The sequence below is a fragment of the Thermus sp. genome (genome assembly GCF_039793865.1).
GTDB lineage: Bacteria > Deinococcota > Deinococci > Deinococcales > Thermaceae > Thermus.
Map to the genome: position 1 here is coordinate 1 of NZ_JBAMMI010000049.1, position 19,873 is coordinate 19,873.

17 protein-coding genes, 3 tRNA genes, 1 other RNA gene and 1 pseudogene are annotated in these 19,873 nt (G+C 69.1%); 6 read left to right on the plus strand and 16 right to left on the minus strand.

Annotated features, from left to right (window positions below):
- The 5 genes and pseudogenes from folE to ABJK26_RS04735 form a co-directional block, all read right to left on the minus strand.
- Entirely contained in the window at positions 1-609 is a 609-nt protein-coding gene (folE, locus tag ABJK26_RS04715; protein ID WP_347241098.1) for a GTP cyclohydrolase I FolE, read from the minus strand.
- A 38-nt stretch (positions 610-647) separates the two neighbouring features.
- Positions 648-1,340 (minus strand): gamma carbonic anhydrase family protein, encoded by a 693-nt coding sequence (locus ABJK26_RS04720; protein ID WP_347241099.1) that lies wholly within the window; start codon positions 1,338-1,340, stop codon positions 648-650.
- Positions 1,321-1,701, minus strand: coding sequence for an NUDIX hydrolase (locus ABJK26_RS04725; protein ID WP_347241100.1), 381 nt, complete (start codon positions 1,699-1,701; stop codon positions 1,321-1,323). The genes ABJK26_RS04720 and ABJK26_RS04725 overlap by 20 nt, the downstream gene beginning before the upstream one ends.
- A gap of 23 nt (positions 1,702-1,724) precedes the next feature.
- Positions 1,725-1,832, minus strand: a pseudogene (locus ABJK26_RS04730) (DUF1028 domain-containing protein); the annotation flags it as partial.
- Positions 1,833-2,230: 398 nt separating this feature from the next.
- Positions 2,231-2,914, minus strand: coding sequence for a hypothetical protein (locus tag ABJK26_RS04735; RefSeq protein ID WP_347241101.1), 684 nt, complete (start codon positions 2,912-2,914; stop codon positions 2,231-2,233).
- Positions 2,915-2,944: 30 nt separating this feature from the next.
- On the opposite strand from ABJK26_RS04735, the gene ABJK26_RS04740 reads away from it, so the two are divergent.
- On the plus strand, positions 2,945-4,210 hold the full coding sequence (locus ABJK26_RS04740; RefSeq protein WP_347241102.1) for a replication-associated recombination protein A: 1,266 nt from the start codon (positions 2,945-2,947) through the stop codon (positions 4,208-4,210).
- Here ABJK26_RS04740 and ABJK26_RS04745 read toward each other — a convergent pair.
- Together ABJK26_RS04745 and ABJK26_RS04750 are read right to left on the minus strand one after the other, a co-directional pair.
- A complete protein-coding gene (locus tag ABJK26_RS04745; protein WP_347241104.1) occupies positions 4,161-4,424 on the minus strand; it encodes a hypothetical protein in 264 nt (87 codons plus the stop codon). The genes ABJK26_RS04740 and ABJK26_RS04745 overlap by 50 nt on opposite strands.
- Positions 4,425-4,752: 328 nt before the next feature.
- Positions 4,753-5,538 (minus strand): carbohydrate ABC transporter permease, encoded by a 786-nt coding sequence (locus ABJK26_RS04750; RefSeq protein WP_347241105.1) that lies wholly within the window; start codon positions 5,536-5,538, stop codon positions 4,753-4,755.
- A 30-nt stretch (positions 5,539-5,568) separates the two neighbouring features.
- Here ABJK26_RS04750 and ABJK26_RS04755 point away from each other — a divergent pair, with 30 nt between their 5' ends.
- Positions 5,569-6,777 carry a CoA transferase gene (locus ABJK26_RS04755; protein ID WP_347241106.1) on the plus strand — a complete coding sequence of 403 codons (1,209 nt, stop codon included), beginning with the start codon at positions 5,569-5,571 and terminating at the stop codon, positions 6,775-6,777.
- Positions 6,778-6,863: 86 nt separating this feature from the next.
- Here ABJK26_RS04755 and ffs read toward each other — a convergent pair.
- Positions 6,864-6,958, minus strand: an RNA gene (gene ffs, locus ABJK26_RS04760) — signal recognition particle sRNA small type.
- Between the two features lie 19 nt (positions 6,959-6,977).
- Here ffs and ABJK26_RS04765 point away from each other — a divergent pair.
- From ABJK26_RS04765 to ABJK26_RS04775, 3 genes are read left to right on the plus strand one after another with little or no spacing between them, the layout of a single operon-like run.
- On the plus strand, positions 6,978-7,856 hold the full coding sequence (locus tag ABJK26_RS04765; protein WP_347241108.1) for an ABC transporter ATP-binding protein: 879 nt from the start codon (positions 6,978-6,980) through the stop codon (positions 7,854-7,856).
- Positions 7,849-8,619 (plus strand): ABC transporter permease, encoded by a 771-nt coding sequence (locus ABJK26_RS04770; protein WP_347241109.1) that lies wholly within the window; start codon positions 7,849-7,851, stop codon positions 8,617-8,619. The genes ABJK26_RS04765 and ABJK26_RS04770 overlap by 8 nt, the downstream gene beginning before the upstream one ends.
- 44 nt (positions 8,620-8,663) lie before the next feature.
- Complete coding sequence (locus ABJK26_RS04775) at positions 8,664-9,656, plus strand: E3 binding domain-containing protein (RefSeq protein WP_347241111.1); 993 nt, start codon at positions 8,664-8,666, stop codon at positions 9,654-9,656.
- A gap of 76 nt (positions 9,657-9,732) precedes the next feature.
- Here ABJK26_RS04775 and uvrB read toward each other — a convergent pair whose 3' ends face one another.
- Together uvrB and ABJK26_RS04785 are read right to left on the minus strand one after the other, a co-directional pair.
- Complete coding sequence (gene uvrB, locus ABJK26_RS04780; RefSeq protein ID WP_347241112.1) at positions 9,733-11,730, minus strand: excinuclease ABC subunit UvrB; 1,998 nt, start codon at positions 11,728-11,730, stop codon at positions 9,733-9,735.
- Positions 11,731-11,816: 86 nt separating this feature from the next.
- Positions 11,817-14,468 (minus strand): S-layer homology domain-containing protein, encoded by a 2,652-nt coding sequence (locus ABJK26_RS04785; RefSeq protein WP_347241113.1) that lies wholly within the window; start codon positions 14,466-14,468, stop codon positions 11,817-11,819.
- Positions 14,469-14,932: 464 nt separating this feature from the next.
- Here ABJK26_RS04785 and glmS point away from each other — a divergent pair, with 464 nt between their 5' ends.
- On the plus strand, positions 14,933-16,747 hold the full coding sequence (glmS, locus tag ABJK26_RS04790) for a glutamine--fructose-6-phosphate transaminase (isomerizing) (protein WP_347241114.1): 1,815 nt from the start codon (positions 14,933-14,935) through the stop codon (positions 16,745-16,747).
- 3 nt (positions 16,748-16,750) lie between these two features.
- On the opposite strand, the gene ABJK26_RS04795 is transcribed toward glmS, so the two are convergent.
- The 6 genes from ABJK26_RS04795 to ABJK26_RS04820 all read right to left on the minus strand — a co-directional run bounded on the left by ABJK26_RS04795 (position 16,751) and on the right by ABJK26_RS04820 (position 19,806).
- The gene (locus tag ABJK26_RS04795; protein WP_347241116.1) at positions 16,751-18,313 is read right to left on the minus strand and encodes an HD domain-containing phosphohydrolase; all 1,563 of its coding nucleotides are present in this window, start codon (positions 18,311-18,313) and stop codon (positions 16,751-16,753) included.
- Between the two features lie 7 nt (positions 18,314-18,320).
- Complete coding sequence (locus ABJK26_RS04800) at positions 18,321-18,455, minus strand: hypothetical protein (protein WP_347241117.1); 135 nt, start codon at positions 18,453-18,455, stop codon at positions 18,321-18,323.
- Between the two features lie 3 nt (positions 18,456-18,458).
- Positions 18,459-19,436: a thioredoxin-disulfide reductase gene (gene trxB, locus ABJK26_RS04805; protein WP_347241146.1), complete on the minus strand. Its 978-nt coding sequence runs from the start codon at positions 19,434-19,436 to the stop codon at positions 18,459-18,461.
- A 119-nt stretch (positions 19,437-19,555) separates the two neighbouring features.
- Positions 19,556-19,631 (minus strand) — tRNA-Glu (locus tag ABJK26_RS04810).
- Between the two features lie 20 nt (positions 19,632-19,651).
- A tRNA-Glu gene (locus ABJK26_RS04815) sits at positions 19,652-19,726 on the minus strand.
- Between the two features lie 6 nt (positions 19,727-19,732).
- A tRNA-Gln gene (locus tag ABJK26_RS04820) sits at positions 19,733-19,806 on the minus strand.
- Positions 19,807-19,873: the final 67 nt, after the last annotated feature.

Consider the following 19,873-nt stretch of genomic DNA (forward strand, 5'->3'; position numbering starts at 1 on the left):
TTAGCGCAGGTGGCTTAAGAACTCCTCCCGCGTCTTCTGGCTCTCCCGGAAGACCCCCAGCATGGCGCTGGTGGTAGTGCGGGAGTGCTGCTTCTCCACCCCGCGCATCATCATGCAGAGGTGGACCCCCTCCACCACCACCCCCACCCCCAAGGGCTCCAGCACCTCCTGGATGGCCTCGGCGATCTGGACCGCGAGGCGCTCCTGCACCTGGAGCCTCCGGGCGAACATGTCCACGATGCGGGCGAACTTGGAAAGCCCCAGGATGCGGTCCTTGGGGATGTAGCCGATGTGGACCTGGCCGAAGAAGGGGAGCATGTGGTGCTCGCACATGGAGTAGAACTCAATCCCCTTCACCACCACCATCTCGCTCCCCTCGGCCTGGAAGACGGCCCCGTTCACGATGTCCTCGAGGCGCTGGCGGTAGCCCCGGGTGAGGAAGGCCCAGGCCTTGGCCACCCGCTCCGGGGTCTTCAGGAGGCCCTCCCGGCCCGGGTCTTCCCCGATGACCTGGAGCCACTCGGCGGAAAGGGCCTGGAGGCGCTCCAGGTCCAGCTCGGTCGCGAAGGTCAAGCCCGTTTCCTCAAGCTCTACCATCTTGCGCTCCATGATGCCCCTTTCTCGCCCTCCGCTCTGTGGCCCCGGGCTCACTCCGGGGCGATAAGCCCCTCATGAAGAAGGGGCAAGGCCTCCTCCGGCCCCAGGGGAAAGCCCTGGGCGGCCCGCCTCAGGGCCTCCAAGGCCTCCTTCCCCGCGCGCTTCAGCCGGAGGTGCACCTCGCTAAAGGGGTTCAGGGCGTCCTGGCCCCTCAGGGTGAGGCGGTAGCGCTTCGGGGCCTCCACGGGGAAGAGGGCCTTCCGGTAGCGCTCGGCCAGGGCCCGGTAGCGGGGGGCGTTTTCCGGGGGGTCCACGGGGCGCACCACCCGGGCCGGGACCCCGAGGGCGAGCCTCCCCTCGGGCACCTCCATCCCCGGCGGCACCACCGCCCCCGCCCCCACCACGGCCCCCTTCCCGATGCGGGCCCCGTTCAGCACCACCGCCCCCATGCCGATCAAGGCCCCTTCCTCCACCACCGCCCCGTGGACCACCGCCCGGTGGCCCACGGTGACCCCGGGCCCAAGGAGGCAGGGGAAGCCGGGGTCGGCGTGGAGGACGGCCCCGTCCTGGACGTTGCTCCCTGGGCCCACCACCACCCTTTCCAGGTCCCCCCGGACCACGGCGCCGAACCAGATGGAGGCCCCTTCCCCCACCTCCACCGCCCCCACCACGTAGGCCCCGGGGGCGAGGAAGGCCGTGGGGTGGACCCTGGGAACCTTCTCCTCAAAGCGGTAGACGCTCAAGGGCCACCTCCAAAAGCCCCAAGTCCTCGGGGAAGGCGAGGAGGGCGCGGGCCTCCTCGAGGGCGAACCACCCCGCCCCGGTCATGCCCCGCTCCAGCCTCGGCGCCCCCTCCCCCCGCATGAGAAACCAGTAGACCTCCCGCTCCACCCCCTTGGGGTTCACGTAGCGGGTGGGGTAGATGGGAAGGAGGACCTCCGCCCGGACCCCCGTCTCCTCCCAGACCTCCCGCACCGCCGCCGCCTCCAAGCTTTCCCCCGGCTCCGGGTGGCCCTTGGGGAAGACCCAGAAGCCCATGCGGTCGCGGAGAAGGAGGACCTCCCCCTTGGCGTTAAAGACCACGCCCCCCGCCCCTAGCTCCATCCGTACCTCCCCTTGAGGTAGTCGGCGAAGGGCACCACCGCCCCCACCGCCAGGAACTTGCTGGCCACGGCCACGCCCAGGTCCCCGGTCTCGGGACCCCGGGCCACCAGGGAGAAGGTGGCTACCCGCATGCTCTTATCCTAAGGGCCTTCCCGTGGCGAAGGGGAATGGAAGCACCTGCGGGGCTCCGGGAGCGCTCCTTGGGCCCCCCAAAGGGCAAACCGGGAGCGAAGGGCCGCCCCCGGTGCCCCTTTGAGGCTACTCCTCTTCCCGCTCCCCGTAGGTTTCCAGGGCCTCCTGCCACGCCTGGCTGATTTCCTTGGCCTGCTCCATGGTAGACCTCCTAAGGCTAAGGGTAGGCCACGGGAAGGAGGGAAAGGCCTAGGCAAGGGGGCTTCCCGTACACCCGGAAGCGGTGTAGGGCTAGGAAGGCTACACCAGTCCTAAGTGCCCGCACCTTGGCTTTGCAACATGGGGTGCCCGAGCTGGGGCTGGGGCCCCCACCGCGGCTTTTGCCGCGGTGGGGTGCTTAGGACTGCAAGAGCGCCTCGGCCTCGAGGCGGGCGAGCACCCGCTCCAGGCTCCCCCCCCGCCAGCGCTCCACGGCGTAGGCCGAGAGGGGAAACCGGGCCCTAAGCCGCTTGAGGAGGCCCAGGGCGTCCTCAGGGCGGCCTCCCTGGAGAACCAGGAGGTACCCCCCCTGAAGCCGGAAGGCCAGGTTCCCCCGCCTGAGCTCCACCTCTAGCCGCTCGGGCGGGGCCTCCGTGGCCAGGTAGACGAGGACCAAGGGCCGCCTCAAGGCGAGCCCCTCCAGGGCCCCCGCCATACGCCGGAGGTCCTCGAGGCTCCCCACCCCGGGCAGGGGGGGGAGAAGGGGAGCTTCCCGCCCCGTGCCCAGGAAGAAGGCGGCCCCGAAGGCCAAGGCCCCCAGGACCCCACCCAGGGCGACGGTCCAGGGCGCCTCCAGCCCCGTAAGGAGCAGGGCGCCCTCCAAGGCGAGCTGAAAGGCCAGAAGCCCCAGCCCCAGCACCAGGGCCAGCTGTACCGGGAAGGCCACGGGAAAGCGGGAGTACAGGCTTCCCACCGCCGCCAAGAGAAGGGCGGCCACGAGGAGGCCCAGGCTCCGCCCCACCTCTCCCACGGGGTCCACCACGGCTAGGGGAAGAAGGCCAAGGAGAAAGAACCCCCACGGCAAGAGGAAGAGGGCCCGCATCCCCTCCAAGCCTACCACAAGCCCTTTACCATGGAAGAAGTGGAGCCCCTGGCCGAGCGCCTCAGGCCCCAAAGCCTGGACGAGGTCCTGGGCCAGCCCCACCTCACCGGCCCCAAAGGGCTCCTAAGGCGGATGCTGGAGGCGGGGCGGCTCTCCTCCTTGGTCCTCTTCGGCCCCCCGGGCACGGGCAAAACCACCCTGGCCCGCCTCCTGGCCCAAGGGGTGGGGAGGCCCTTCCTCCACCTCTCCGCGGTGGCGGCGGGGCTCAAGGAGGTGCGGCAAGCGGTGGAAAGGGCCCAGGAATCAGGGGGCCTCGTCCTCTTCCTGGACGAGATCCACCGCTTTAACAAGGCCCAGCAGGACGCCCTCCTCCCCCACCTGGAGTCGGGCCTTTTCACCCTCATCGGGGCCACGGCGGAAAACCCCGCCTTCGCCCTCATCCCCGCCCTTCGCTCCCGCCTCCGCTTCTTCCCCTTGAGGCCCCTGGGGGAAACCGACCTCCTCGCCCTCCTCAAGCGGGCCCTGGAAGACCCCAGGGGCCTTCCCGGCACCCCTTACGAGGAGGAGGCCCTAAGGCTCCTCGCGAGGGCGGCCGGGGGGGACGCCCGCTTCGCCCTGAACACCCTGGAGCTCGCCGCAAGCTTCGGCCGGGTGGACCTAAAGAGCGTGCGGGAGGCTTTGGGGGCGGAGCGCTTCGGCATGGACCGGGAGGGGGATCGCTTCTACGACCTGGTCTCCGCCCTCCACAAGTCCATCCGGGGAAGCCACGTGGACGCCACCCTCTACTACCTGGCGAGGCTCATCCGGGGCGGGGCCGACCCCCGCTACGTGGCCCGCAGGCTTATCCGCATCGCATCGGAGGACGTGGGCCTCGCCGACCCTCTGGCCCTCCGCCTCGCCGTGGCCGCCAAGGAAGCCTACGAGGCCCTGGGGAGCCCGGAAGGGGAGCTCGCCCTGGTGGAGGCGGCGGTCTACCTGGCCCTGGCCCCGAAGAGCAACAGCCTCTACGCCGCCTGGGAAAAGGCCCAGGAGGCGGCCAGGGCCCACCCCGAGGCCGAGGTCCCCCCGAACCTCAGAAACGCCCCCACCGGCCTCGCCCGCGCCCTGGGCCACGGGGAGGGGTACGCCTACTACCACGAGGACAAGGAGGGAAGCTTCGCCCAGCCGTACCTGCCCGAGGGCCTGGAGGCCCTCACCCTCTTTGAGGCCCTGGGGGAGGGGTGGGAGGAAAGGGTGCGGGAGAGGCTTAGGGCGCTAAAGGAGAGGTTCCAAAGCGCCAGGCGGCGGAAAGGCTGAAGACGAGCCCCCCGCCAAAGCCGCCCAGCACCCCGAGCTCCGCCGCCCACTCCCGCCCGTAAAGGCCCGCGGAAACCTGGTAAGCGAGCCCCCACCCCGAGCCCGGGACGCCCACCAGGTGGAGCCTGGGAGAAAGGTAGGCCCCCCCTTCCCCCAGGATGACTCCCCCATCCAGGACCAGGGGCACCCCCCGGCTCCAGTCCGCGCCCTCCACGAAGGCGGGGGGGAGGGTGAGCCCCCCGTCCAGGGCAAGCCCCGGGGCCAGGCCCAGCTTGGCCCCAAGCCGCAGGCCCTACTGGACGGAGAAGTCCCTCTCCGACCTCCCGTCCCCCTGGGCGAAGGCCAGGTAGGGAAGGGCGAGGACGGGCTACTGCCCCCCGAAGGGGTTCGCCATCAGCGTCCCCCCAGGGCGAGCTCTGTACCCCGCACCGGCTCCGGGGGCTTTAGCATGGCCATGGGGAGGCATCCGGAAAGGGCCAAGGCGAGCGCCAGCGCCCAAAGACGCACCGCCCTCACCTCCTTTGCCTACGCCTTCAGTAGAGCTACCCCTTCAGCCCCTCCTCAAAGGTGGCCACCACCCGCCTCTCAAAGAGGAGGTAGAGGAGGGCGATGGGGAGAACGCTGAGGAGGGCCGCCGCCGAGAGGAGGCCCCAGTCCGTGGGGTACTTGCGCTGCAGGTCCGTGAGCCAGGTCTGGAGGGTCCAGAAGCGGGGGTCCGAGACCACCACCCGGGGGTAGAGCACCAGGTTCCAGTGGGCGGCGAAGGCCAGCACCCCGGCCGCCACCAGGGTGGGGCGCACCAGGGGAAAGAGGATGCGGAAGAGGAGCACCCGGTGCCCCGCCCCGTCCAGCCGGGCCGCCTCCAAAAGCTCCTCGGGCACCCCCCGCATGGCCTGGTAGACCAGGTAGAGGACAAAGGGGCTCGCGGCGAAGGGCAGGACCAGGGCCCAGGGGGTCTCCAGAAGAGCCAGGCTCTTCAAGATGCCGTAAAGAGGGACCAAAAGAAGCTCGGCCGGGATGGCCATGAGCACCAGGTAAAAGGGGAGGAGGCCAAGCCCCGCCCTGAGGGCGTAAGCGGCGAGGAGGGCGGTGAAGAGCTGGAGGAAGGCCACCCCCGAGGAGAGGACCAGGGAAAAGAGGAGCCTCCCCCAAAAGCCTTCCTTTCCCAGGGCGCGCACGCTCTCCAGGCTCAGGCCCACCCGGGAGAAGAGCTCCCCCGAGTACACCGCCTCCTTGGGCATGAAGGCGGCGTAGGCCATCCAGAGGAAGGGGAGGAGGACGAAGAGGAGCACCGCAAGCGCCAAGGCGTGCCGGAAGGCGAGGCCCACGCCCCCACTATACCGGCGTAAGATGCCCCTATGAAGCCCCTTTCCGGCTTCAAGGTCCTGGACCTCTCCCGCGTTCTGGCGGGGCCCCTTTGCACCATGATCCTGGCCGACCTGGGGGCGGAGGTGGTCAAGGTGGAGCCCCCTTGGGGGGACGAGACCCGGGGCTGGGGGCCGCCCTTTTTGGAGGGGGAGAGCGCTTACTTCCTCGCGGTGAACCGGGGGAAGCGGAGCGTGGCCTTGGACCTCAAGCGCCCCGAAGGCCAGGAGGCGGTGCGCCGCCTCGCTCAAGAAGCGGATGTTCTGGTGGAGAACTTCAAGACGGGGGACCTCAGGCGCTACGGCCTGGCCTACGAGGACCTCAGGTCCCTGAACCCCCGCCTCGTCTACCTCTCCATCACCGGCTTCGGCCACACCGGGCCGAGAGCCCAGGAGCCTGGCTACGACGCCGCCCTCCAGGGCTACACCGGCATCATGTCCGTGACCGGGGAGCCGGAGGGCCCTCCCATGAAGGTGGGGGTGGCCTGGATTGACGTGATGACGGGGATGATGGGGGCTTTGGCGGTGCTCGCCGCCCTTCTAGAGCGCGAGCGAAGCGGCCTCGGCCAGCACATAGACCTCTCCCTCTTTGACGTGGGGCTTTTCGCCCTGGCGAACCTGGGGGAAAGCTTCCTCCTCACGGGAAAGCCCCCCAGGAGGCTCGGCAACGCCCACGCCCAGATCGTCCCCTACGGGGCCTTTCCCGCCGAGGACGGATGGCTCGTCCTGGCGGTGGGGAACGACGAGCAGTTCCAGAGGCTCTGCCAGGTGGTGGCCCTTCCTCAGTTCGCGGAGCGCTTCCCCACCAACGCCGAGCGCGTAGCCCACCGGGAGGAGGTGGTGGAGGCCCTTTCCCAGGCGCTCAAGGCCCGTCCCCGGGCCCACTGGCTGGCGAGGCTTAAGGCGGCGGGCGTCCCCGCCGCCCCGGTGAACGACCTGAAGGAGGCCTTCCAGGACCCCCAGGCGGAGGCCCGGGGTGCGGTCTGGACCCTCCCCCACCCCCTCTTGGGCGCCCTTCCTACCCTGGCGAACCCTCTTCGCTTCCTCTCCCGGACCCCCGCGGGGCCAGGCCTTCCCCCGCCCCTTCTTGGGGAGCACACGGAGGAGGTGCTCCTCGAGGCGGGCTACACCCCGGAAGAGGTGCGGGCCCTTGTGGAAAAGGGGGTGGCACGCACGGCCAAGGCCCCGGAGCCCGGGGAGTAAACCCGCTTCAGAAGGCGCTTTTTTAACCAAGGGCCCGCGGGGAGGAGGCGAAAGGGCCTGTGGATAACCCTGTGGATAAAGCGCCCCCGGCTTCCCAGCGGCGCCCGACCCGGAGCGCTTAGGGCTGCTTCCTTCCGGACCTGACCCGGTTCACGCCCGGACCGCCGCGCTGGACCGGGGGCTTGGGTAGTATAGCATCCATGGAAGCCTTAAGGCTAGAGGGCCTGGGCAAACGCTATGGGCGGAAGCCCGTCCTTTCCGGGGTCAGCCTTTCCGTGCAGCCGGGGGAGGTCTACGCCCTGGCGGGGCCCAACGGGAGCGGCAAGACCACCCTCATCCGCCTGGCCACGGGCCTCGCCTTCCCCACGGAGGGGCGGGCCCTTCTCCTGGGGGAGGACGTGCACAAAACCCCCTCGGCCCGGAGGCACCTGGGGGCGGTGGTGGAGGCTCCCGCCGCCTTTTACCCCTACCTCACAGGGCGGGAGAACCTGCGCCTCCACGCCTACCTCGCCGGGGTAAAGGAGGAAGCCCAAATCGGCGAGGTCCTGGCCCGGCTTAAGCTTTTGGCCGTGGCCGACCAGAAGGTGGGAAGCTACTCCCTGGGGCAGAGGCAGCGCCTAGGCCTCGCCGCGGCCATCCTGCACCGCCCCAAGGTCCTCGTCCTGGACGAGCCCACCTCGGGCTTGGACCCCGAGGGGGTGGAGCTGGTGCACGGCCTCCTTCAGGAGCTCGCCCGGGAGGGGGTGGCCGTGCTCCTCTCCACCCACCACCTCCCTGAGGTTTCCCGCTACGCCCAAAGGGTGGGTATCCTGGGCGGAGGAAGGCTTCTGGACGAGGTGGTCCTCACGGGGCGGGAGGCGTACCGCCTCGAGGCCCACCCCCCGGAAGGGGCCCTCGCCCTCCTCAAAACCCTTCCCCAGGTGGCCTCGGCCAGGCTCCAGGGCGGGGCCATCCTCTTTGAGGGGGATAAGGAAGCGGTTCTCAGAGCCCTTCTCCAAGAGGGCTACCGGGTGGAGGCCCTCGTGCCCCACCGCTTTGACCTCCTGAGCTACTACCAGGAGAGGGTAAAGCATGCTTAGGCTCTTCTTCTTTGAGGTCTTCAAGCTCTTCCGCCTCCGCTCGGTGGGGCTCGGCCTTCTTTCCGCCTTCCTCCTCCCCTTCCTCTGGGCCTTAGCCCCGGGGCTTAAGGAGGTCTACGGCCTGGTCCTGGCCTCGGGGTGGCAGGTGGTGGCCTTGAGCCTCCTGGCCGGCATGGAGTTCCTCTTCCCCTTCCTGGTGGTGATGGCGGCAAGCGAGTCCTTGGGAAGCGAGGTAGCCCAGGGCACCCTGAAGAGCCTCCTCCTTCGCCCCCTATCCCGGACCCAACTCCTCCTCGCCAAGCTTCTCGCCGTCCTCCTCTACCCCTTCGTCCTCCTGGGGGCGAGCTTCCTCGGGGGGGTGCTCGCGGGCCTGCCCCACGGCCTCGAGGCCTTTTATGGGGGCACGGGCCTCGGGGAGGGGGGGTTTGCCGGCGCGGGCCTCCTCACCCCCAAGGAGGCCCTATGGGAGCTCCTCCGGGCCCACCTCCTGGCGGGGGCGGTCCTCATGCCCCTCGCCTCCTTGGCCCTCCTCTACGGCACCCTCTTCCTCTCCACCACGGCGAGCGCCCTGGCCGCCGTGGCCACCCTCCTCCTCATGCGCCTTCTGGTGGCCTTCCCCGCCTTCACGCCCTTCCTCCTCACCACCTACCTGGACCTGCACCTGAGGCCAGAGGCGGCGGGGCTCGGCCTTTCCCTCCTTCTCATCTACACCTTGGGCTTCGCTTTCCTAGGGGCCCTGGTCTTTGAGCGAAGGGACCTCTAGGAGGCAGGCGAAGCGGGCTTCCACCCTGCTATCATAGGGGCGAGATGGCCGAACCCAAGATCGCGCCCCTGGCCCGGCGCCTCGCCGAGGAAAACGGCATAGACTGGCGGAGGCTCCAAGGCACGGGCCCCGACGGCACCATCGTGGAGCGGGATGTCCTGGCCTTTCTGGCCAAGCTGATGGCCGGGGAGGTGGACCTTCCCCCCATGCCGGAAACCCCTCCGCCCCTGCCCCCGGAGGAGGAGCTCAGGCGAGCCCGGGAAGCCCTCGGGAAGGAAGGGGTGGACCTGGCCGACCTCATCCCCGAAGCCCCCCTCCAAGTGGAGGAGGTGGCGGAGGAGGAGCTGGACTTGGACCTGGACCTCGAGGAAGAGGAAGCCCTCCTCCTCGCCGAGGAGGCCCCGGGCTCCCTGGAGGCCTGGGAGGAGGACCTCCTCGCCCCCAAAACCCCCTCGAAGAAGCCCCTCCTGGAGGACGAGGAAGAGCTTCTCCGAGCCCTGGAAGAGGAGCCTCCTCCGGTCCCCGAGAAGCCTCAAGGGGAAGTCCAGGCCTTTCCGCCCCCGCCGCCCCCCGCCCCGGGCGTGGCCCCGGCCCCCGCGCCCATCCCCGCCCCCGCCGCCCTCCGGGTCTACCGGAGGCGGGTGGAGCTTCGGGGCCTCGAGGAAGCCCTCGCCCTCTTCGCCCAGGTCCACGGGGTGCCCAAGGCCCCCCTCCCCTTCCTCCTCCGGGCCGCGGAGCGGGCCCTTGCGGAGCTGGAAATCCCCTTGCGGGCCCTCGTGGGGCGGGTGGAGGGGGAGGGGGTAAGGGGCCTCAGGCCCCCCGCCTCCTTCCTCGCCCTCTTCCGGGAGGCGGGGGGGGAGGAGGGGGAGGGCCTCCTCTGCTTCGCGGGAGAGGAGGAGGTGCACACCGGCAGGCCCAGCCTCTTCCTCGCCCCGGAGGGCCTCCTCACGGCCTCGGGGCTGGAGGCCCCCCTCGCCCGGAAGCTCCTGGAGCGGGTGGCCCTCTACCTGGAACACCCCCTGCTTCTCCTCGCCTAAGCGCCCGCACCTTGGCTTTGCAACATGGGGTGCCCGGGCTGGGGCCCCCACCGCGGCTTGTGCCGCAGTGGGGTACTTAGCGCCGCCGCCTCTTCTTCCGGCCTCCCGGCACGGGCTCCGGGGCCTTCAGGCCCTGGAGGCGGGCCTCGAGGGCCCTTATCTCGTCCCGGATCCGGGCCGCCCTTTCAAAGTCCAAAGCCTCCGCCGCCTGCCACATGGCGAGCTCCAGCTCGGCGATCCGCTCCTTCAGGTCCTCCCCGGCAAGCTCCGGCAGGGGGGCTTCCTCGTAGCCCTCGGGGCGGATCACCGCCCGCACCTCCTTCCGCACCGTTTCCGGGGTGATGCCGTGCTCAAGGTTGTAGGCCTCCTGGAGGGCCCTTCTCCGGTTCGTCTCCTCTATGGCCTTCCGCATGGCCTCGGAGACCCGGTCGGCGTAGAGCCAGACCTCGCCCCGGGCGTTCCTCGCCGCCCGGCCGATGGTCTGGATGAGGCTCCTTTCGCTCCTTAAGAACCCCTCCTTGTCGGCGTCTAGGATGGCCACCAGGGAGACCTCGGGGATGTCCAGGCCCTCCCTGAGGAGGTTGATCCCCACCAGGCAGTCGTAGTGGCCAAGCCGGAGGTCCCGGATGAGGGCCTGGCGCTCAAAGGCGTCCAGCTCGTGGTGGAGGTAGCGGGCCCGTATCCCGTGCTCCACCAGGAAGCTCGTGAGCTCCTCGGCCATGCGCACCGTGAGGACCATGACCAGGGTGCGCTCCCCCCGGCTGGCCCGCTCCCTGATCCCCTCCATGAGGTCCAGGACCTGGTTCTCCGTGGGCTTGACCCTAACCAGGGGGTCAAGGAGCCCCGTGGGCCGGATGATCTGCTCCACCACCCGCCCCGAGCGCTCTAGCTCAAAGGGCCCCGGGGTGGCGGAGACGAAGACCACCTGGGAAACCTTCTCCAGAAACTCCTCAAAGCGAAGGGGCCGGTTGTCCAGGGCCGAAGGCAGGCGGAAGCCGTAGTCCACCAGGGTCTTCTTCCTCACGTAGTCCCCCCGGTACATCCCCTGAAGCTGGGGCACGGTCACGTGGGACTCGTCCAGGAAGACCAGGAAGTCCTCGGGGAAGTAGTCCAGGAGGGTGTAGGGGGGCTCCCCCGGGGCCTTCCCCGTGAAGTAGCGGGCGTAGTTCTCCACCCCGGGGCAGGTGCCCATGACCCTGAGCATCTCCAGGTCGTAGAGGGTGCGCTCCTTGAGGCGCTCCGCGTAGAGGACCTCCCCCCGCTCCTCAAAGTAGCGGACCCTCTCCCAGAGCTCCTTCTCAATCTCCTTCAGGATCTCCTCAAGCCCCTCCGGGCTCAGGTAGTGGGTGGCGGGGAAGAGGACGAAGCCGGGAAGCTCCCTAAGCCTCTCCCCCGTGATGGGGTGAACCTGAAGGATGCGCTCCACCTCGTCCCCAAAGAGCTCCACCCGGATGGGCTCGGTCTCATAGGCGGGGAAGACCTCCAGCACCTCCCCCCTCGCCCGGAAGCGCCCGGGGGCGAGGTCTATGTCGTTCCGCTGGTAGCCGAGCTCAAGAAGCCGCTCCAGAAGGGCTTCCCGGGGGTAGGGCTTGCCCCTTTCCACCACCAGGTTCCTCGCCCGGTACTCCCTCGGGTCCCCGAGGCCGTAGATGGCCGAGACCGAGGCCACCACGATCACGTCCCGCCGGGTGAGGAGGCTACGGGTGGTGGAGTGCCGTAGGCGCTCAATCTCGGGGTTGATGGAGGCGTCCTTCTCTATGTAGAGGTCCTTCCCCGGCACGTAGGCCTCGGGCTGGTAGTAGTCGTAGTAGCTGATGAAGTACTCCACGGCGTTTTCCGGGAAGAGCTCCCTAAACTCCGCCGCGAGCTGGGCCGCCAGGATCTTGTTGGGGGCGAGGACCAGGGCGGGCCGCCCCAGGGCCTCTATGACCCTGGCCATGGTCACCGTCTTCCCCGTGCCCGTGGCCCCGAGGAGGGTGACGTAGCGCTCCCCGTCCTTCAGGGCCTCCACGAGCCCGGCGATGGCCTTGGGCTGGTCCCCCTTGGGCGCGGGGCCCCGGTAGCGGAAGGTCATCCCCTAGAGTATAGGCCCGCCGCCCGGTCTTGACTGGGGTGAAAAAGCCCCCCGCCCCCAAGGGCGGGGGGGCAGGGCGAGAGCGCCTAGAACTTGACGGTGTAGTCGATGCGGAAGGCGCGGCCGTAGTCCCCGGTGGTGGTGCGGTTCAAGATATCGGAGAAGAGGGTCCCCAGGGTCTGGTTGCTGAAGAAGCCGTAGGCGAAGGAGAGGTCCCAGTAGGTCCAGGTCACGTAGACGCCGGAGAGGTTGCCGCCAGCACCAGACTTAGACGTAGTGGTGTAAAGGTAGTCGGCGGAAGCGTCAAAGGCCTTGTCATCGTCACCGGCGTTGGCGGTGATAACAAGGCCCGTGGCGCTGTACTGGGCCGCCTTGACCTCTAGGACGCTCTTGTCCCAGAGGAACTGGCCGAACCTCAGCCCAAAGCCGTACTTGGTCTCGGAGAGGCCGCCGTCGCTCAACCGGGTGGCGAACTCCCCGGTGAGGGCAGGGCCAAGCGGCAGGCCCGCCAGGCTGATACCGCCCCGGGCGCCGAACTTCCGGGTCTGGCCGGCGCTGGAGTCCTGGAGGTCGGAGTCGCTGTAGCGGAAGATCACCTTGTCCACGCTGAGGGGGCCTACGGCGAGGCCGCCGAAGTCGCCGTAGAAGGCCAAGCCATCGTTGGCCCCGCCCAGCAAGGTGCGGTTGGTGTAGCCCAGGGTGAGGTTCAGCCCCCGGATGAGAGCGTTCTGGGCAGACCCGTCGTGGCTGAGGGTAACGGTGGCCTCGCTATCGTATGAAGCCTTAGGACCTGGGACGCTATTCTGAGGATTCGCGAACGGGTTGAAGTCGTTCCGGCTGGCGGAGGTGACGTTAAGCTTCAAGCCAAACCCTGCAGGCAGGGGAAGGCCCAGGTTGGCCTGGAAGGCGCTGGCGCTGGGCGTGCCGAAGGCGGTGTCCATCTGGGCGTTGTAGAGGAGGCCCAGGTTCAGGCCCATGAGGGGCAGGCTCGTCTCCACGGTGAAGCCCCGCTGGGCGTCCCGGAAGGGGTTGTCGTTGTCGTTGCTGAGGCCAGCCGGGTTGTTGGCGCCGGGGGCCAGGCCGCGGTAGTTGGCCTTCACCGGCCCAAGCTCGGCCCGGATGTAGACGCCCTCGCGGTAACCGGAGAAGATGTTGGTGCCGAAGCGGAAGTACTCCCCGGAGAGCTTCACGGGCCCAAGGGCCAGGCTCCCGTCCACGCCCGCCACCTCGGCGAAGGTCACGTCGTGCTGGGCGTAGGAGAGGCCGATGGAGAAGGCCTTGCTGGGGGCGATGGCCAGGCGGAGGGCCTTGAAGTAGTCCCAGTTGGGAGTAGCGGGATCCACCTCCCCGTAGGCGGCGGTGAGGGTAGCCCCCAGGGGCAGGCCCTTCAGGGTGGCCACGAAGCCATGGCCGAGGCTCTTGCCCTCGTTGTCCATCACGTACTCGGTGAACTTGGTTTTCACCGACTGGCCGAAGGTGAAGGAGAGGGCCTGGTCCTTGGCCACGGCGAGAGTGGTGGAGACCTTGTCCACCACTAGGTTGGCGCCAACGGAAGCGCCAGCGCCAGGATTTGTCCAGGAACCGGTCAGACTAAACTGCACCAGGCCAGGGTAGCTGTTGGCCTCGCCGGAGGACTTGGCGTCAAAGGTACCGGTCTGGAACTTAAGGTTCAGGGTAGCGGCGGTGGAGCCGGAAGCGGGGGTCACAGGGTCGGCGTGCTCCACGACGTTGCCGTCGCTGTCGGCGTCGCCGCTGGAGAGGAAGGTGCCTCCGATGACGCGGTCAATGTCATAAGCAGCGAAGCCGGCAGCGTCCTTGGCAGTGTAGGTCAGCGTCAGGCTGCCGCTGATGGTGAGGGCATTGCGCTGCAGGGTGGCCACGGTCCCCTCCAGCTTGGAGACCCTCTCGGAGAGGGAGACGAGGTCGGAGCGGAGGGCGGCGGCGAACTCCTGGACGGCGGCCACGTCCTCCTTGGTGGCGAACTCGCCCAGGTCGGGCATCTCCTGGCCACCGGAGACCATCTTCTCCAGGGCGGTCACCCGGTCCTGGAGGGAGAGGACGTCCTGGTTGAGGAGGACGGCGAGCTCGTTCAGGGCCTGGATGGCCTGGGCGTTGGCCTCCACCTGGGTGGAGAGGGCGGCCACGTCGCCCTTCACGCCCTCCACGTCCTGGGCCAGGGCGTCCAGCTGCTCGGCCAGCTGCTGGGCCTGGGCAAGGGCGGTGTCGGCGGCGATGGAGGCGGCCTCCACCCGGTCCATGAGGTCCTGGAGGGCGGCCTGGTCCATGCCGGGCTCGGGCATGGGCATGCCCTTGAGCTCGGCGATCATGGCCTCGAGGCGGGCGATGTCGTCCTTGGTGGCGGCGCTGTCCTCCAGGGCGGAGACCCGAACGCCCAGGGCGGCGAGCTCGGCGGCGAGCTCCTGCACGGCGTTCTTCAGGGCCTCGAGGTCCTCGGAGGACATGGCCTCCATGGTGGGGGAGGTGCCCTTGGCCTTTAGCTCCTCCTCAATCTGCTGCAGGAGGCGGTAGATGATGAGGGCGGCCTGGTAGCGGGTGAGGTTCTGGTTGCCCCGGAAGGTGCCGTCCGGGAAGCCCGAAATGATGCCCTTGGCCACCATGGCCTCCACGGCCTCCTTGGCCCAGTGCCCGGCGGGCACGTCGGAGAACTGGGCCAGACCGAAGCCCATGGAGAGCACGGTCAGAAGCCCTGCCAGTAGCGTCACGAGCCTTTTCTTCATACTCCTTCACACCCCCTTCAGGGTACGCCGGGAAGAGGGTGCGGGCGAGTTTCCGCGTTTCCTCTCCCACCCAGCTTCCCGGGATGCGGGGCCCAGCCCAGGCTTTTGGGGCTGGCTTTCCCCTTACATCCGGGGCTATCATAGAAGCCCCATGCCCCAGGTGTCAAGCCCTCCCGCCTTTAGGTTTGCTATACTCCGGCGGGGAGGTGGGAGGAAGAGGGAAAAACGGGGTTCAGGAAGGCGGGAAGCGCAGGGGGCCTTCTGGCCTCACGAGGTGGCGGACCCCAGCCAGGGGATAACCGGCCAAGGCCGGGAAAGATCGAGGAATCCGCGGATGCCGCCCGGGGTGTGCCCGCCCCGCCCGCCTGAGCAAAGCCCCGAGGGAAAGCCCTAGCGGACAACCGAGGGGCAGGGCGCCGGAAGTGGTCCTTGGGCCCGCCTAGGGGCCTGGTTTGGGGAAAAGTATGTGCGGAATCGTGGGCTATGTCGGCTTTCGGAACGCCACGGACGTCCTCCTGGACGGCCTGAAGCGGCTGGAGTACCGGGGGTACGACTCCGCCGGGGTGGCGGTGCGGACCCCGGAGGGGCTTAAGGTGGTGAAGCGCTCGGGGAAGCTTTCCGCCCTCGAGGCGGCCCTCAAGGGGGCGGGCCTGGAGGGCCCCTTGGGCATCGGCCACACCCGCTGGGCCACCCACGGGGCCCCCACGGACCCCAACGCCCACCCCCACGCCACGGAGGACGGGAAGATCGCCCTCATCCACAACGGCATCTTTGAGAACTACCTGGAGCTCAAGGAGGCCCTAAGGGGCCGGGGGCACCGCTTCGCCTCGGAGACGGACAGCGAGGTCTTAGCCCACCTGGTGGAGGAGAGGTACCGGGGGGACCTCTTCCAGGCCGTGCGAGAGGCGCTAGGGGAGGTGCGAGGGGCCTACGCCGCGGTGGTGGTGCACGAGGACCACGAGGAGATCGTGGCCGCCCGCACCGTGAGCCCCCTGGTCATCGGCCTCGGCGAGGGGGAGAACTTCCTGGCCTCGGACGTGCCCGCCCTCCTCCCCTACACCCGGAAGGTGATCTTCCTCCACGACGGGGACGTGGCCCGCATCACCCGGGAAGGGGTGGAGATCACGGACCTGGAGGGCAGGCCGGTCCAGAGGGAGGTGGTGGAGGTGGACTGGACCCTCGAGGCCGCCGAGAAGGGGGGCTTCCCCCACTACATGCTCAAGGAGATCTACGAGCAGCCCTGGGTCCTGGAGAACACCCTGGGGGGGCGCCTAAGGGAGGAAGAAGGGGACGTGGAGCTCGGCCTCGCCTTAGACCCCAGGGAGGTGGACCGGGTCCAGGTGATCGCCTGCGGCACGGCGGGCTACGCCGGGTGGTACGGGAAGTACCTCCTGGAGGCCCTGGCCCGCATCCCCACCGAGTGGGACGTGGCGAGCGAGTACCGCTACCGCGATCCCCTAGTGGACGGAAAGACCCTGGCCCTCGCCATCAGCCAGTCCGGAGAGACCATAGACACCCTGGAGGGCCTGAGGGAGGCCAAGCGCAAGGGGGCCCGCTCCCTAGGGGTCATCAACGCCAAGGGGAGCACCCTCACCCGGGAGGTGGAGGAGGTCCTCTACATCCACGCCGGGCCGGAGATCGGGGTGGCCTCCACCAAGGCCTACACCGCCATGCTCGCGGCCATGGCCCTCCTCGCCGTGCGCTTCGGCCGGGCCCGGGGCACCCTGGACAAGGAGGAAGCCCGGAAGCTGGTTCGCGAGATGCGCAAGCTCCCCCGCCTGGTGGAGGAGGCCCTGGAGCAAAGGCCCCTCATAGCCCACATCGCCGAGAAGTACCACCAGGCCCAGGACTTCCTCTTCCTGGGCCGGCACGTCCAGACCCCCACCGCCTACGAGGGGGCCCTGAAGCTCAAGGAGATCAGCTACATCCACGCCGAGGCCTACCCCGCCGGGGAGATGAAGCACGGGCCCATCGCCCTCATCGACGAGCACCTCCCCGTGGTGGTCCTGGCCACCCAGGGCCCCCTCTACGAGAAGACCCTCTCCAACATCCAGGAGGTGCGGGCCCGGGGGGGGAAGGTCATCGCCGTCGCCACCCAAGGGGACGAGGGGATCCGGAAGCTCGCCCAGGACGTGATCTACGTCCCCGAGGTCCACCCCCTCCTCGCCCCCATCGTGAGCGTGGTGCCCCTCCAGCTTCTGGCCTACGAGGTGGCGGTCCTCCTGGGCCGGGACGTGGACCAGCCCCGGAACCTGGCCAAGAGCGTCACGGTGGAGTAGCCCCTAGACCAGGCGGAGGAAGGCCTCCACCACCTTCGGGTCCAGGGTCTTTCCCGCCTGGGCCCGAAGCTCTTCCTTGGCCCGCTCCCGGGGCCAGGCGGGCTTGTAGGGGCGCTCGGAGAGCAGGGCGTCCCACACGTCCACCACGGCGAAGATGCGGGCCTCGAGGGGGATCTCCTCCCCCTTGAGCCCCTTGGGGTAGCCGGAGCCATCAAAGCGCTCGTGGTGGTAGAGGACCACGTTCAGGGCCGTCTGGGGAAGGAAGGGGAGGCTTTTCAGGATCTCCAGCCCCACCTCGGGGTGGGTCTTCACCATGCGCCACTCCAGGGCGGTGAGGGCGGTGGGCTTCTTCAGCACCTCGTCGGGGAGAGCGAGCTTCCCCAGGTCGTGGAAGTAGGCCCCAAGGCGCAGGCCCTCGAGGTCGGGAAAGCCCAGCTCCCGCCCCAGGCGCACGGCGAGCTCCGCCACCCGCTCGGTGTGCCCTTGGGTCTCCAGGTCCCGGTACTCCAGGACCCGGGAGAGGGCCTTAAGGGCGGCCTCCCGGGCGAGGCGGAGGGCACGGAGCTGGAAGAGGCGCTCCAGGGCCTCTTCCAGCCTCTTCGCCACCGCCAGGAGGAGGGCCTCGTCCTCCTTGCGGTAGGGCACCCGCTCCCCGAAGGAGCCCAAGGCCAGGACCCCGTAGCGCCTTCCATCGGGCTTCAAGGGAGCGAGGAGAACGGAGCGCAGACCCTGCTCGGCGAAGGGCTTCAAGGCCCCGGGAAAGCGGGCGTAGTCCTCCACGTACACCGGCCCCTCCCAGAGGCCGGGGTGGCCCAGGAGCTCCTGGCCGAAGCGGATGGGATGGGCCTCGTAGAGCCGGGGAAAGTCCTTCGGGTAGCGGCCCGCCATCACCGCCGGGCGCAGCGCTCCCTCCTGGAAGAGGTAAAGGGCCCCCCCGTGGTAGGGGGTGAGGCGGAGGAGGGCTTCCAGGGCTTTCCGGGCCATGACCTTGGGATTTCGGGAGGATTCCAAGGCAAGGAAAAGCTCCAGGAGGGTCTTATGGCGCTCCGCCTCCCGCCTCGCCTCCTCCAGGGCCTCGAGGCGGGAGAGGACCATCCCCGCCGCCTCCGCCAGGACCTCAACACAGGGGCGCTCCTCGGGGAAAACCTCCTGTTCCTCCTGGGGGGCGCCCAGGGAGAGCACCCCCAGGGGCTTTCCCTCTGGGCTCATCAGGGGCACACCCAGATAGGCCCTGGGGCTCTCCAAGCCCGGGAGAAGGGCTGCCTCCGGATCCGGATCGGGGAGGAAAAGCGCCTTCCGCGATTCCAGGACCCGCCAGGGGAAGCCCTGGCCCCGCTTTAAGCGGAAGCCCACCCGGTCCGCGGCAGGCCCCACCGCCGCCACCAGCTCCAGAGCGTCCTCCTCCGGCCGGTAGCGGAAGAAGAGGACCGAGGCCGCCCGGGTGCTCTCCTTGGCCACCTTCACCACCTTCCGGAAGACCTCCTCCCGCCGGGTGAGGGGAGCGAGGAGGCGGAAAGCGCGGACCAGGGCCTCGAGGCGCCTTAGCTCCAGGGCCTCCGGCGTCATAACCCGTCTATTCTACCAACCCCACCCCCCGGGCAAGGGGACACGGGGCGAGGTTCGGGGGGCGGTCTTCCAGGGGAAGGTAGAGGAGCTTGGCGAGGCCTAAGCCCCCAAGGGCAAGCCCGAGGAGGACCCTCAGCAGCACGCCTCAGCCCCGCACCCGCTCGGCCTCCTCCGCCAGGTACCTCTCGGCCATCATGGCCGCCCGGGTGCCCGCCCCCACGCTGGTGGCGAGCTGGCGGTAGACGGGGTCGGCCACGTCCCCGGCGGCGAAGATGCCGGGGACCGAGGTGAAGACCTCGTCCCGCACCGCCACGTAGCCGTCGGGCCTGAGCTCCACCACCCCTTGGAGGAAGGCGGTGTTGGGCTCGTGGCCGATGAAGACGAAGACCCCGTCCGTGGGGTAGACGTACTCCTCCCCGGTCTTCAGGTTCCTAAGGCGCACCCCCGTCACCTGGTCCTCTCCCAGGACCTCGGTGACCACGTGGGAGAGGAGGAAGCGCATCCTGGGGTTCTGGAAGGCGCGGTTCTGGGCCACCTTGTTGGCCCGAAGCTCGTCCCGGCGGTGGACGAGGGTCACCTTGCGGGCGAACTTGGTGAGGTAAAGCCCCTCCTCCACGGCGGCGTCCCCTCCGCCCACCACCACCACCTCCTTGTCCCGGTAGAAGAAGGCGTCGCAGGTGGCGCAGGTGGAAACGCCCCTCCCGTAGAAGCGGTCTTCCCCCGGTACCCCGAGCCTCCTGGGGTTGGCCCCGGTGGCGATGATGACGGCCCGGGCGGGGTAGCTCCGCTCAAACCCCCGCACCAGGAAGCCCTCTTCCGTCTTTTCGATCCCCAAGACCTCGTCCATGACGATGCGGGCCCCGAACTTCTCCGCCTGCTGGACCATGCGGCCCGCGAGCTCAGGCCCGGAGATGCCCTCGGGGAAGCCGGGGTAGTTCTCCACCTCCTCCGTCTGGGCGATCTGCCCCCCAGGGAGGCCCTTTTCCACGATGACCGTCTTGAGGCCGCCCCGGCCCGCGTAGATGCCGGCGGTAAGCCCGGCGGGCCCCCCGCCGACGATGACCACGTCGTACCGCTCCTCTTGAGCGCCGCTTCCCGCAAGCCCCGTAAGGGTGAACTCCATGGACACCTCCCTAAGCACCACCCTACACCCCCACATACCTACGTGGGGGTATACAGCGCTTCCCAGTTTGCGGGGGGGAAAAGGCCCTGTCAAGATAAGGAAGGCCCTCCGAGGCGCCTTGGTGACCCCAGGGGGATTCGAACCCCCGTCTCGGCCTTGAGAGGGCCGTGTCCTAGGCCTCTAGACGATGGGGCCGCGCGCGGCTCGGAGAGCTTTGGTGACCCCAGGGGGACTCGAACCCCCGCCGCCGCCTTGAAAGGGCGGTGACCTAACCGCTAGTCGATGGGGCCAAAGGTTGGCTGGGGTGCGTGGACTCGAACCACGACCGGCGGATCCAGAGTCCGCTGTCCTGCCGTTAGACGACACCCCAGCGAAAGCGCCCGAACCCTCGGGCAGAGGTTATGGTACACTCTGAGGGGCGGATTGGCAAGCCCCTC

Bases quoted from the DNA above. Each gene is read 5' to 3' on its own strand.
- folE (WP_347241098.1), bottom strand. From the start codon at position 609: ATGGAGCGCAAGATGGTAGAGCTTGAGGAAACGGGCTTGACCTTCGCG.
- ABJK26_RS04725 (WP_347241100.1), bottom strand. From the start codon at position 1,701: ATGGAGCTAGGGGCGGGGGGCGTGGTCTTTAACGCCAAGGGGGAGGTC.
- ABJK26_RS04735 (WP_347241101.1), bottom strand. From the start codon at position 2,914: ATGCGGGCCCTCTTCCTCTTGCCGTGGGGGTTCTTTCTCCTTGGCCTT.
- ABJK26_RS04740 (WP_347241102.1), top strand. From the start codon at position 2,945: ATGGAAGAAGTGGAGCCCCTGGCCGAGCGCCTCAGGCCCCAAAGCCTG.
- ABJK26_RS04755 (WP_347241106.1), top strand. From the start codon at position 5,569: ATGAAGCCCCTTTCCGGCTTCAAGGTCCTGGACCTCTCCCGCGTTCTG.
- ABJK26_RS04765 (WP_347241108.1), top strand. From the start codon at position 6,978: ATGGAAGCCTTAAGGCTAGAGGGCCTGGGCAAACGCTATGGGCGGAAG.
- ABJK26_RS04770 (WP_347241109.1), top strand. From the start codon at position 7,849: ATGCTTAGGCTCTTCTTCTTTGAGGTCTTCAAGCTCTTCCGCCTCCGC.
- ABJK26_RS04775 (WP_347241111.1), top strand. From the start codon at position 8,664: ATGGCCGAACCCAAGATCGCGCCCCTGGCCCGGCGCCTCGCCGAGGAA.
- uvrB (WP_347241112.1), bottom strand. From the start codon at position 11,730: ATGACCTTCCGCTACCGGGGCCCCGCGCCCAAGGGGGACCAGCCCAAG.
- ABJK26_RS04785 (WP_347241113.1), bottom strand. From the start codon at position 14,468: ATGAAGAAAAGGCTCGTGACGCTACTGGCAGGGCTTCTGACCGTGCTC.
- glmS (WP_347241114.1), top strand. From the start codon at position 14,933: ATGTGCGGAATCGTGGGCTATGTCGGCTTTCGGAACGCCACGGACGTC.
- ABJK26_RS04795 (WP_347241116.1), bottom strand. From the start codon at position 18,313: ATGACGCCGGAGGCCCTGGAGCTAAGGCGCCTCGAGGCCCTGGTCCGC.
- trxB (WP_347241146.1), bottom strand. From the start codon at position 19,436: ATGGAGTTCACCCTTACGGGGCTTGCGGGAAGCGGCGCTCAAGAGGAG.